This window comes from Wolbachia endosymbiont of Nomada ferruginata (assembly GCF_001675785.1).
Classification (GTDB): domain Bacteria; phylum Pseudomonadota; class Alphaproteobacteria; order Rickettsiales; family Anaplasmataceae; genus Wolbachia; species Wolbachia pipientis.
Genome location: NZ_LYUY01000032.1, coordinates 1 through 12,397, shown reverse-complemented (window position 1 = coordinate 12,397; position 12,397 = coordinate 1). Strand labels below are relative to the sequence as shown.

Genomic DNA, 12,397 nt, shown 5'->3' with positions numbered 1-12,397 from the left:
GCCAGAATAGAATAAGCAAACATTTACGAATTGAATTTAGTGCAAACAAGGGTGTTGATATCAACCATACTCTGCAGAATCGCAATATGGTATGACTACATGCTTTTTATTGATTTGATTAACATAATCAGCAGAGAGTTTTGTTTTGCAAAAGATGTCTACAGTAACATACTGCAATTATTTGGAATTGTAGGGCTAGGTGCAATTGTAAGGCCACTTGGTGCATTCATATTTGGTCACGTTGGTGACAGGTATGGAAGGAGGATAGCATTAATAATTACTATCTTGCTAATATCGATACCATCAAGTCTCATTGCATTTATTCCAAGTCACAATCAAGTAGGTATAATTTCTACTATATTGCTTCTTGCAATCCATATAACACAAGGAATTGCACTTGGTGGTGAACAAGGAAGTTCTGTTTATCTTATAGAGCATTTATCCAGTAGGAAAGAGAACTTAGGGATGTATTTTGGAATGATGGGTTTTGGTCGCTCCATTGGCGTCTTGCTTTCTGCGGTGATAGTGATTATCTGCAAAAAAACTACTGATTTTTGTACCTGGGGTTGGAGATTGCCATTTATTTTCTCAGCTATTTTAGGATTAATTAGCGCGTATAGCATATACACATTGGGAGAAACTCCAGCATATGAAAAAAATCGAAAACAAAGAAATTTACCTGATTTGCCAATAATAGAGCTTATAAAACGCCACAAGAGAGCTCTTATACTTGCTATTTTAATATCTGTACCTGTTAATGTTGCTGTTGGATTTACCATATTTCTTCGAACTCTCGCAAAGGAAATAGCATCAGTGGATGTTTATGTAACAACATATATCAACGAAATTGTATTGATTATAACCAGTGTATTAATGCCGATATCTTCAATAGCGTTTGGAATGTTGGCTGATAAAGTTGGAAAAGAGCGCACTGCAATCTTATTTATAGCAATTACAATGGCACTGTGTTGTCCTGCGTTATCTATTGCATATTACTATAAAAATTATCTTGTGATTGCGTTGAGCGTAATGGTTCTCTCTATAATAGAAAGGGGTATAGTTCCCATAGGAATAGTTGCATCTGAACTCTTTCCTACCAATGTTAGATTTAGTGGTGTGAGCTTATCACGCAATATCTCTTATGCGTTACATGGAGGATTTACTCCTATGGTTTGTATTTGGTTGACTGTAACATTTCCTCAAACAAACCTTGCTGCTGGGCTTTATATAGTCTTCTGCTTGTTGGTCAGTGTGGTAGCAATATTGCAAATAAAACCGCAAGATAAGAAATTTGATTGGTCTTAGTTTTCTCCTATGTGATTTGATAGACCGGGAAAGGGTTTCATCTAAGTAGCTGACACCCTGACAACCGTCATCCCGCTGCTTGTTAGCGGGATCTAGAGATACCGTGACGGTATGACGTAGGACTGCTGTCATTCCAGTCTGGAATCCAGCCTTTATTATGCAGCCACTTGGTTAAAATTAAGTCTTCTGGATCCCAGTGTCTGGGCACTGGGATGACAAAGGAGGGCAGTGTCAGCTACTCGGATGACACCCTGCTGGTGGACAATGTTTGTATAGTTGTGCGTCACGCGCTGGAATGACGAATTACTTAACCGCCATACCGTCACGGTATCTCCTAGCATAGATCCCGCTAACACGTAGCGGGATGACGATTTTGTATCGGAAAACAAGTAGCGGAATAATGACAACCACGTCATACCGCCGCAGTATCTAGCCGCTAACACGTAGCGGGATGACGATTTTGTATCGGAAAACAAGTAGCATGACGATTTATCAAATGTTCCTTAGTTTCTCAAAAAAATCCTTTAACAAAAAAGAGCATTCTGTTTCTAATATTCCACCATAAACTTCAGGTATATGGCTGCAAAATTGAAATATCTTAGCACCATTTTCAATTCCTCCACCTTTTGGATTATAAGCTCCAAAGTACAATCGTTTAATTCTGGCAAAGGAAATAGCTTGAGCACACATCGGACATGGTTCTAATGTTACGTACATATCAGTATCACAAAGCGTGGAAGTTGAAAATGCTTGTCTGATCGCTAACATCTCTGCATGTGCAGTTGGATCGTTAGATATATTGTGTGCAGAGGAGATGATATTGTCTCCACTAACCATTACAGCACCTATTGGCACCTCACCATTTTTCTGAGCAAGTTTGGCTTGCTCTATGGCAAGCTCCATATATTGATACTTGAACACTTGTTATTTTCAACAGATACAATTTTCTTTTTTTAATTTTTCTATCCTCCGTAAGTCGTAAATTTTACTACTTGGGTTTGACTCAACAACTACAACATTTTCTTCACAAGGCGATATATAGCCTTCATCACTTAGCTAATTGTATTCATAAGGAGTAACGTTAGTCAAGGATGTATTATGTGAGCCTGTATAATCATGCTCACTTTGAATTCTAGTTAATTGCTTTGAATGATAATTATCTGTTTCCCGTTTTAAATATTCTTTTATTTCTTCTATCGATTTGAATTGATTTGCTTCTCTTACACCATATTTTTCTTCTATATCCAGTATTACAGCTACTATTGCTTTATCCTCCAGTTTATCTAGTTCTTCTTCGCTGACATTGTCAGCACCTGTGTATTCTAATAATTCTTTTACATACTCATATAAAGATACAAAATCCTTTAACACCTAACCTTCTCTATTAGTTTTATTTATCAAATTTTTATGTTTTTACCAACCGCTGCTTCAATAAATGATACAAAAAGAGGATGAGGAGAAAACGGCTTTGATTGAAACTCTGGATGAAACTGCACACCAATAAACCACGGATGACTCTCTAACTCCACTGCCTCTATGCACGTTCCATCTTCTGATATGCCACTGCATAGCAGCCCATTTTTTTCCAAATCATCTTTATAATCTGAATTGATTACATATCTATGTCTGTGCCTTTCTGAAATAGTAGTGTTACTGTATGCATCCATCATTTTAGAGTTTGCATTTATATTACATTTGTATGCCCCAAGTCTCATGGTTCCACCAAGATCGTCATCTTGATCGCCAGCTAACTTAACGATTGGATGTTTACAGTTATGAAATTCTTCAGAGTGTGCATCTTCAAGCTTAATAACGTTACGAGCAAACTCAATAATTGCAAGCTGCATACCAAGGCAAATTCCGAAAAATGGGATATTATTTGTACGGGCATAATTTATTGCTAATATTTTACCCTCTACTCCGTCATCACCAAACCCCCCTGGGACAAGGATTGCATGAGAATTCTGTAATTTCTCTCCTATAAGTTTTTCATTTATAGGTTTTTCTTCCTTCTCTCTTGAGTTAACCCAATTTATCCTTACTTTGACTTTATTACTAATCGCACCATGATTTAATGCTTCAACTAGTGATTTATACGCATCAGGGAATTCGGTGTATTTTCCCACTATAGATACAGTAACTTCCTGTGTTGGGTGCCTTATAGAGTGCACTATTTGATCCCATTCAGTCAAGCTTGGTTTTGGCTTACTTAAATGAAAGTGCTCCAAAATTTGCGTATCGAGCCCACATTTGCTATACAACACCGGTAACTCATATATATGACTCACATCAGGGGCAGGTATCACATTAGATAAAGAAACATTGCAAAGCTTAGCTATTTTCTCTCTTTGATTATCGAAAATTTCTTTCTCACTGCGGCATAATATAATATCTGGTTGTAACCCCGCGGAATTTAACTCTCGAACTGAATGCTGCGTTGGTTTTGTCTTTAATTCTTGCGCTGCGGTAAGATATGGTATTAAAGTTAAGTGAATCAGGATAACTCTTTGTTTTCCTAATGTGTAGTTAACTTGGCGTATAGCCTCCAAAAATGGTTGGCTTTCAATGTCACCTACAGTTCCGCCTATTTCACATATTACAAAATCTAAACCTTCCGTACCATTAAAAATGAACGATTTGATCAAATCTGTCACATGAGGAATGACTTGCACAGTTTTGCCCAGATAATCACCACGCCTCTCTTTCTTCAATAACTCATGATATATCTTACCAGTTGTTATATTGTCATCTTTTGTTGCTTTAATTCCAGTAAAACGCTCATAATGCCCAAGATCCAAATCAGTTTCAGCACCATCTTCGGTAACAAACACCTCTCCGTGCTGAGTTGGGTTCATTGTCCCAGGATCAATGTTGAGGTACGGGTCAAGTTTTCTGATACGGATCTTAAAACCGTGAGCTTGAAGAAGCGCACCAACACTCGAAGCAACTAAGCCTTTACCAAGCGATGACACAACTCCACCTGTGACAAAGATAAATTTAGCTTCCTTCATTAATTTTCAAATGGAACAGAAGTAGATTCACTTTCTTGCTTTTTTTCTAATATAATTTTTTCTGCGATCGATTTTTTATGTACGTCTTTTGAACATAATCCTGACAATAGCAATGTGTTTATAATAAACAATCCAGCAACAATAGCCGTTATTCTGCTGAGCGGGTTTTCAGAAGATTTCACCGGAATCATCGAATTGACCCCCTGTTGTGTATTACTAAAACCACTTAACGAACTACTTCCAGGCGGCTGCAAGAGCACTAAAATTACTAACACAACAACCAATATTATTTGAAATATACTTAATACCGCTACTGACATTATAGATAGGGCTGAAAATAAAAATTTTAGCAGTACAAAGCACGTAAGTCAAGAACATCTGTCACCCAAATAGCTTGAGACCTAAGTATATATTTACTGCCTACCTTATTTTGATTAACATATGCATAAGACTTTGGGCTTAATATGTATCACATTTTAAAATACAAAGATTATGAACCAAAAATAGACGAAAGTGCTTTCATCGCAGGTGGTTCGCATATCATAGGCAAGGTTGAAATAGGAAGAGATGCAAGCATCTGGTTTAATTGTGTAATCAGAGGGGACGTTGGATCAATAAAAATAGGTAATGGAACAAATATTCAAGATGGAACGGTAATTCATGTGGATAGAAACCCAGGTGGTGACACAATTATTGGCAGTATGGTCACAGTGGGACATTTTTGTATGTTGCACGCATGCACGGTGCATGATAAAGCGTTTATTGGTATGGGCTCTACCGTGATGGACCATGCAGTTGTGGAGTCTGAAGCTATGGTAGCTGCTGGCTCGCTAGTGACACATGGAAAAGTAATAAAAAGTGGGGAAATATGGGCTGGCAGGCCAGCAAAGTTCTTCAAAAAGATGTCGAATGAAGAAATTAAACATATCGCGCAGTCGGCACAAAATTATATTATGTTAATGAAGGAATACAAAAACTGAAGTTCGCGTCAAGTGTTTTACTTGACACGTACGTCTCAGCTCAACAAACTGTGTTAAGCTACCTTGTTTTTTCCCCCACTTACTCCTTGCACTTCCGCTCTATTCACTTGAGTACTAGGTAATGCTGCATATGTAATACCACCGGCTACGAGTGCAGATGCTACTGCTATACCAATCATTACTAACATCTCTAACTTAACTGTACGTTCAAGTGCAGTAAATGCTATCAGTCCAGCAGCAAGACCCATACCAACAGTAGCGGTATACTTCGCTCCATTGCTTTGTTTTGGTTGCTGAATTGCTTTGATTTTATCTTCTAATTCTTTATTTTTCTTCTTAGCTTCAGTCAATTTAGTTTGTAAGTCTGTTTTTTTCTGCTCAACTGCACCCTTTTGAGCTTTTAATTGTGTTATTTCATCATCTTTCTCTTCTAACTGTTGCTGTAACGCCGTAGCATCTAATGCTTCCAATTCTGTTATTTTAGTATTTAATTCTTCTACTTTAGCTTTCTCTTCAGCTAATGTATCAACTTGCTGTTCATGTTCTTGAATTTTAGCATTTAGTGTAGTTATTTCATCATCTTTAGCTTTTAACTGAGCAGCAGTATCATTTGGTGCTGCTTGCAACTGCTGAACTTGATCATTTAGCTTATTTATTTCATCATCTTTAGCTTGTAACTGTTGCTGTAAGTCCGCAACTTCTTGTGTATTTTGTTGAGCTTTTAATGCTGTTATTTCATTCTCTTTCTCTGTTAACTTTTGCTGTAACGCCACAGCATCTAATGCTTCCAATTCTGTTATTTTAGCATTTTTCTCTTCTAACTGCTGCTGTAACGCTGTAGAATCTATTGCCTTTAGTTTTTCCACTTCAGCTTCTAAGTCTTGTTTTTCCTGCTGAGCTGTGTCCAATTGATCTTGTAATTCTTGTGTTTTAGTTTTCAATTCTTCTACTTGTTTTCTGGGATGTTTAAGCATCTGCACCTTAACTTCTTTTTTTTGATCATCAAGGCCTAACAGGGCTTTTATGGCTGCTACGGTAGCAGAAGCTTTTCCGCTACCTTGTTCGTTAGCTGAAGATATAGGCATGATTACAATATTATCTTCTTGATTTTTTTTTTCTTTTTCAAACAAACCGGTAATATATAATTGCTTATTACCTAGTGAAAAACCCGCATAAAACTTTTTAGAACTTGAAATGTTTTCATACTCTTGAAATTTTTTAAAATCATCTTGCGCTGTAATAAGCATTATTTCATTATTGATAACCTTTATTGTACCATTAATCTCCATAAACATATTAAACCTCAATATATATAATTAACATCACATAATACCTTTAGAACCTAAGGTCAAGTAATATTTTTATCATAGCATAGAAAATTTATGTTCGTAAACAAAAAATTTTGGCGTAAAATTGCCGTATTTACTTAATTGTGCTATAGCTAAAGTAATTTAGGTTTACCGACCATCGTCATTCCGCTGCTTGTTAGCGGGATCTAGAGATACCGCGGCGGTATAACGTTGCTAGCTTAAGGTTTAAAATTGAGAAATATTTATGTTAAAAGAAAAATACGGCTTTAAAGAAATTGAAGACAAATGCAACATATTATGGGAAGGCAGTAAAGTTTACAGGTGGAATGGTGAAAAGGATAACACTTTTACTATAGACACACCTCCACCGACAATATCGGGAAAACTCCATATTGGCCATATATTTAGCTATTGCCACACGGACTTTATTGCAAGGTTTCAGCGCATGCTGGGGAAAGATGTGTTTTACCCAATTGGGTTTGATGATAACGGGCTTCCCACTGAAAGATTGGTTGAACAAACCTATAAAACCCGTGCAAAAGAAGTTGGCAGAGAAAAATTTATAGAAATGTGCCATGAGGTTATTGAGAAATCAAAGCAGGAATTTAAGGAATTATTTAAATCGGTTGGCATTAGTTATGACTGGGATTTGGAATACCACACGATCAGCAAGGAAACTGTGACGCTTTCTCAAATGTCATTCATTGATCTATATAATAAGGGATATGCGTATAGAAAAATGCAGCCCATCCTTTGGGACCCGGTTGATAAAACCGCGATTGCGCAAGCAGAAATAGAAGATAAAGTTTTTGAGTCATCCTTAAATACGATAGTTTTCTCTACTCAAGAAAATGAGCAGATCAATATTGCAACTACGCGACCTGAACTACTTCCAGCATGCGTTGCAGTTTTTTGTCATCCAGAGGATACGCGCTACACTCATCTGATCGGAAAAACAGCGGTAGTGCCAATAACAGAGGAGAAAGTTCCAATAATAGCAGATGATAAGGTTAAAATAGATAAAGGCACCGGGCTTGTTATGTGTTGTACATTCGGTGATGAACTCGACATATATTGGCAGCAAAAGCATAATCTACCGATGAAAATTATCATCGATCAGGATGGGAGAATAAGCCTTTATGATGTCATTCCAGTGCTTGACACTGGAATCCAGGAAAAAGAGCCAATGCCAGCGATGACAGAGGAAGATATCATGTCAGCGTATGGTCAGAAAGAAGAAGAATGGATCCCAGTGTCTGGGCACTGGGATGACACCATAGGGGCTACTGGGATGACAGGAGAAAGGGCTACTCAGATGACAAAAGAGGGTGGGTGTGATCAGAAAGAAGAATGGATCCCAGTGTCAGCTACTCAGATGACAGACGATATACTAAATGAAATAAATGGACTAAAAATTGTAGCAGCAAGAAAGAGGATGATCGAAATCCTAACTAAAAAAGGACTTTTGATAGAAAGCACTAACATTTCTCATTCTGTTAAGTGTGCAGAAAGATCTGGTGCACCACTTGAGATATTGCCTACTTATCAATCGTTTATCAAGATCTTAGAGCAAAAAGCTCAAGTGTTAGATAAAGTAAAAGAATGCAATTGGCATCCAGCTACTATGCGTAAACGCATGGAAGTGTGGATAGAAGGACTAAATTGGGACTGGTGCATCTCAAGGCAGCGCTATTTTGGTGTGCCATTTCCAGCGTGGTATTCCAAACGTAAGGGTGAAGAAGGCAAAATTATTCTAGCTGAAGTAAAGAACCTGCCTATAGATCCACTCAAAGACTTGCCAAAAGGGTATAGCAAAGAAGAGATTATCCCAGATCAAGATGTAATGGATACTTGGGCCACAAGTTCAATTACTCCTCAACTGAGTGCACTGGCAGTAAACAGTGAGTTTAGCTTACCAAATCATCGCTATGATACGATATTTCCTGCAGATCTGCGCAGCCAGAGCCATGAGATAATAAGAACTTGGGCTTTTTATACTATTTTAAAGGCACATTATCATGCAAATTCTTTACCTTGGAAAAACATTATGATCAGCGGTTGGTGTTTAGCAGATGATAAGAAAAAGATGAGTAAATCAAAGGGTAACATCATCACTCCTCATGTAATACTTGAAACTTATGGAGCTGATGTAGTGCGCTATTGGGCAGCGAACTCAAGGCTTGGAGTTGATACAGTCTACTCTGAAAATATATTCAAAATTGGCAAGCGCCTAGTTACAAAACTTTGGAACGCTAGCAAGTTTGTTTCCATGTTCATGGAAAAGCATCAAGTGATGAGCATAAATTCTGCTCACGAGACAATGGATAAGTGGATATTGTCTAAGTTATACAAAGTTATAGAAAGAGCAACGAATAACCTATTACAGTTTGAATACTGCGAAGCTTTGAGTGCAGTAGAAGAATTTTTTTGGAAGGATTTTTGTGATAACTACTTGGAATTAGTAAAAAAACGTGCGTATGGAAGCAGTTTAAGTGCAAAACAAAGCTTGGCGTATGTACTGAATATTATTTTGCGGTTATTTGCACCTTTCTTGCCTTACATTACAGAAGAGATATACCACCAGTTGTATAGTTATAATTCTCTACACAATCAAAGTAATTGGCCGAGCAAAGAAGAACTTATCTACGATAAATATTCAGAGGAAATGGGAGATAATGTTATTCAGATATTAAACATTATCAGAAAGATAAAGGCAGATAATAATGTATCAGTTAAGCATCTGATAAAAAAGTTGATGATAAAAGCAGATCTACGAGAGGACAAATTGAATCAATCCGCACAGAATGATTTGCAGGCAGTTTGCAATGCGGAAACGATAGAGTGGATGCAGTCTGAGCTTGAAACTGAAGACGGAAAATACATAGTGAATATAGACTTATACTGATTTTTATAGCTTTACTTCCTTTAATATCCATGCTATTGTAATCATTATTAGTATGAGGGAATAATAATGGGGGATTTATATAATAAAGCCAATGCACCGTATCTTATAGCTGGTGCTCTTGCTACTTTGGTATTGCTTGCATCTGGGACACTTGCTGTTGCTCCTTATGTTGCATTCTTATCTCCAATTGCAGCCTTTAATGTAGCTCTTCCTGTTGCTTTGAGTTTATCTATACTTTCTATTTTGGTGCTTGCACTTTCATGTAAAATGATCAGCCAGAATAAAAAGCTTGATGCACAAAAAGCAGAACCTAATGAAAAAAATGGATTAGCTAAAGAGCAAGAAAATATAATACAAAGCTTAGAGCCTCAAATCAAAAAGCTAAAAGAGCTAAATAAGAGGCTTAGTAGTCAATACAATGAAATTGTAAAGCTAATTGGTAGTGCTGCAAAAAAAGATGAAGTGGAAGAGCTAATTAGTAGTTTCACGGCAAAATTAGATGAAATTTCAAAGCAAGCTAATAATGCTACAACAAAAGGTGAAATGGAAGAGCTAATTAGTAGTTTCACGGCAAGATTAGATGAAATTTCAAAGCAAGCTAATAATGCTACAACAAAAGGTGAAATGAAAGAGCTAAGTAAGAAGCTTAGCGATGAAATGGAAAAGCTAATTGGTAGTCTCATAACAAAAGAGGAATTAGAAGAAAGGCTTGGTAGTCTCATAAAGAAAGTTGAAGTAAAAGAAGAGCTGCGGATGAAGTTTTATGAAAAAGATGAAGAAAGAGGAAAGATAACATTTGATGATGTTATACTTCCAAACAATATAAAACAAAAGTTGATGATGATTTATGAACCAGATGCTCTAGAAAATGGAGAAGGATACATTTTGTATGGTCCACCAGGAACTGGTAAGACTATGACTGCTAAGGCGATTGCAAGTGAAACTAGATTCAAATCTGCATTTATAAGTGTTTCTGGATCTGATTTGCTTAATGTGTCAAATATAAATAAGGTTTTTGAGAAAGCAAAAAAAACACTCCTTGTATAGTTTTTATAGATGAAATTGATAGCATTGGCAAAATACGCAGTGATAATAATGTAGAATCTTTAAATAATTTATTAGCTGAATTGGATGGATTTGAATCTAGAAAAGGTGTGACGGTGATTGCTGCAACTAATCACTTAGGTGTTTTAGATAGGGCACTTATTAGGGGAGGTCGTTTGTCCATACACATTAAGATTCCTACATTAGACACAGACACACGTAAAAAAATAATAAATGAGTATTTTCAGAAGAAAGAATTGCAAAATATATTTATTGACACAATTTTACGCAATACTAATGAGAATTTTTCACCAGCAAATCTGATTAGTTTATTAAAGGAAATAGAAGATTGTGGAAGTAAAGTACTTAACAATACTAAGATTGCGGTTATTTGTCGAAGTTTTAAGAAGACTCATAATATTAAAAAGGTGTCGAATAAGCAGACTAACGGGAAAATTGAAAATTCTATAGGAGAATCACAGCAATACACATCCAGACCATCATATAACCTGAATGACGCTTTATGTGATTCTGGATATACCAGTATATGTTCTACCCCGATCAATAGCTAACTAGACATTATAAGTACAATGGTACACTCGATACATAAGGTCTAAGTCATTTTTTAGCTAGCAGGCTGAAAAAGGAAAGTTTGTTGTAGGTGCAGCACTATAATTCCTCCACAGATAAGAGAATTTTAATAAATATATACAAGACTGCTGAACGTGGGGGGGAGGGGAGTAATGAGCAATTTGTTTAACAAAGCTAACGCATTTTATTTTATAGCTAGTTCCTTAGCTACTCTTACGTTACTTACATCTTTAGCACTTACTGTAACTTCTAATGTGCCTCTTCCTCTAATTCTTGCTTTAGCTACATTATCTGTTTTGGTGCTTGCACTTTCGTATAAAATAATTGGTAATAATAAGAAACTGGAAGTTGAGAGAAATAAATTCGCTCAGAAAGAGCAAGAGTTAGAAAATAAAATAACTCTGGAAAAAGAAGCTGCAAACAAAGAAGTGGAAAAATTAAAACATGAATTAACTCAAGAAAAGCAAAATTTAGACAAGAGAGTAAAAAAATTGGATCAGAAAGTAAATGAGTCAGAAGTTGAGAGAGAATCTCTTCTTGAAGAAAAAAAATCTTTAGAGAAAAAATTAGAAACAGCAAAGAATCGTACGTTTGAAATAGACAATGAATTGGACAAAACAAGAAAGGAAATAGGTAAGCTTAATGAGCAGGAAGAGAAATTAAAACTTGAAATCTCATGTTTGAAGAAACAGTTGGAAGAAAGAAGTAGATTTATTGCAAAGCTGAAGATGGAAGTGGATGATAATAAACATTTAGAGCTAGAGAATAAGGGGTTGAATGATAGAATAGAAACGTTACGTGAAGTACAAAAGGCACTACGTGAGAAAAAACATGAACTTAGTGAAAAAGTAGAGGCATTGAATAAGGAAAAAAATAAACTTTCTAAAGAAGTAGAGGAATTACGTGAAGAACAAGAAAGGCTGCATGCAAACTTAGATAAGCTACAATGTAAAATTAAAGAGGTCAACAAAGAAAAGAAAAATTTATCTAAAGAATTAAAAGAGAAATTTGAAGAGTTAGATGAAGCAAATGGTTTAATTAAAAATCAATCTTTTGAGTTAGATGGGATAAGAAAAGATTGTAATAATGAAGTAAAAAGTTTAAGAAATTCACTTTTAGAACGAGACAGTCAAATAGAAGATTTTTTGAAAGAGAAAGAAAAACAAGTGAATTTTGCGCAACTGTTGATAAGAGGTTGTCCGGAAACAAGTAAATTCAAGCATATTCCCTCTTTAACATAACCCTACTCAT

The 12,397-nt window shown here is 36.1% G+C and carries 10 protein-coding genes and 1 pseudogene; 6 read left to right on the top strand and 5 right to left on the bottom strand.

Features of this window, described 5'->3' with window-relative positions; genetic code table 11:
* Positions 1–39: 39 nt before the first annotated feature.
* Positions 40–1,305: an MFS transporter gene (locus BA053_RS02830; RefSeq protein WP_082942376.1), complete on the top strand. Its 1,266-nt coding sequence runs from the start codon at positions 40–42 to the stop codon at positions 1,303–1,305.
* 167 nt (positions 1,306–1,472) lie between these two features.
* Positions 1,473–1,604, top strand: a complete 132-nt coding sequence (locus tag BA053_RS08315) for a hypothetical protein (protein ID WP_255356237.1) — start codon at positions 1,473–1,475, stop codon at positions 1,602–1,604.
* Positions 1,605–1,797: 193 nt separating this feature from the next.
* Here the strand turns inward: BA053_RS08315 and BA053_RS02825 are convergent, their stop codons facing one another.
* The 4 genes from BA053_RS02825 to secG form a co-directional block, all read right to left on the bottom strand.
* Positions 1,798–2,208, bottom strand: a complete 411-nt coding sequence (locus BA053_RS02825) for a nucleoside deaminase (RefSeq protein ID WP_065094863.1) — start codon at positions 2,206–2,208, stop codon at positions 1,798–1,800.
* A 153-nt stretch (positions 2,209–2,361) separates the two neighbouring features.
* Positions 2,362–2,676 (bottom strand): hypothetical protein, encoded by a 315-nt coding sequence (locus BA053_RS02820; RefSeq protein ID WP_065094862.1) that lies wholly within the window; start codon positions 2,674–2,676, stop codon positions 2,362–2,364.
* A 26-nt stretch (positions 2,677–2,702) separates the two neighbouring features.
* Positions 2,703–4,316 carry a CTP synthase gene (locus BA053_RS02815; protein WP_065106732.1) on the bottom strand — a complete coding sequence of 538 codons (1,614 nt, stop codon included), beginning with the start codon at positions 4,314–4,316 and terminating at the stop codon, positions 2,703–2,705.
* Positions 4,316–4,636 (bottom strand): preprotein translocase subunit SecG, encoded by a 321-nt coding sequence (gene secG, locus BA053_RS02810; RefSeq protein ID WP_007548880.1) that lies wholly within the window; start codon positions 4,634–4,636, stop codon positions 4,316–4,318. Before secG ends, BA053_RS02815 begins: the two co-directional genes overlap by 1 nt.
* 144 nt (positions 4,637–4,780) lie before the next feature.
* Between secG and BA053_RS02805 the strand changes: the two genes are divergently transcribed.
* Complete coding sequence (locus BA053_RS02805) at positions 4,781–5,296, top strand: gamma carbonic anhydrase family protein (protein ID WP_065106731.1); 516 nt, start codon at positions 4,781–4,783, stop codon at positions 5,294–5,296.
* Positions 5,297–5,349: 53 nt separating this feature from the next.
* Here BA053_RS02805 and BA053_RS02800 read toward each other — a convergent pair whose 3' ends face one another.
* Positions 5,350–6,585: a hypothetical protein gene (locus BA053_RS02800; RefSeq protein WP_174525406.1), complete on the bottom strand. Its 1,236-nt coding sequence runs from the start codon at positions 6,583–6,585 to the stop codon at positions 5,350–5,352.
* Between the two features lie 265 nt (positions 6,586–6,850).
* On the opposite strand from BA053_RS02800, the gene BA053_RS02795 reads away from it, so the two are divergent.
* From BA053_RS02795 to BA053_RS02780, 3 genes and pseudogenes are all read left to right on the top strand, one after another.
* Positions 6,851–9,511, top strand: a complete 2,661-nt coding sequence (locus BA053_RS02795) for a valine--tRNA ligase (protein ID WP_065094858.1) — start codon at positions 6,851–6,853, stop codon at positions 9,509–9,511.
* 66 nt (positions 9,512–9,577) lie between these two features.
* Positions 9,578–11,127 (top strand): annotated as a pseudogene (locus BA053_RS08560) (AAA family ATPase).
* A 171-nt stretch (positions 11,128–11,298) separates the two neighbouring features.
* Complete coding sequence (locus tag BA053_RS02780) at positions 11,299–12,387, top strand: coiled-coil domain-containing protein (protein ID WP_245611044.1); 1,089 nt, start codon at positions 11,299–11,301, stop codon at positions 12,385–12,387.
* The last annotated feature ends 10 nt before the right edge of the window (positions 12,388–12,397 follow it).

Coding starts and splice junctions, on each gene's coding strand:
- BA053_RS02800 (WP_174525406.1), bottom strand. CDS start 6,585: ATGGAGATTAATGGTACAATAAAGGTTATCAATAATGAAATAATGCTT.
- secG (WP_007548880.1), bottom strand. CDS start 4,636: ATGTCAGTAGCGGTATTAAGTATATTTCAAATAATATTGGTTGTTGTG.
- BA053_RS02780 (WP_245611044.1), top strand. CDS start 11,299: ATGAGCAATTTGTTTAACAAAGCTAACGCATTTTATTTTATAGCTAGT.
- BA053_RS02805 (WP_065106731.1), top strand. CDS start 4,781: ATGTATCACATTTTAAAATACAAAGATTATGAACCAAAAATAGACGAA.
- BA053_RS02815 (WP_065106732.1), bottom strand. CDS start 4,316: ATGAAGGAAGCTAAATTTATCTTTGTCACAGGTGGAGTTGTGTCATCG.
- BA053_RS02825 (WP_065094863.1), bottom strand. CDS start 2,208: ATGGAGCTTGCCATAGAGCAAGCCAAACTTGCTCAGAAAAATGGTGAG.
- BA053_RS02795 (WP_065094858.1), top strand. CDS start 6,851: ATGTTAAAAGAAAAATACGGCTTTAAAGAAATTGAAGACAAATGCAAC.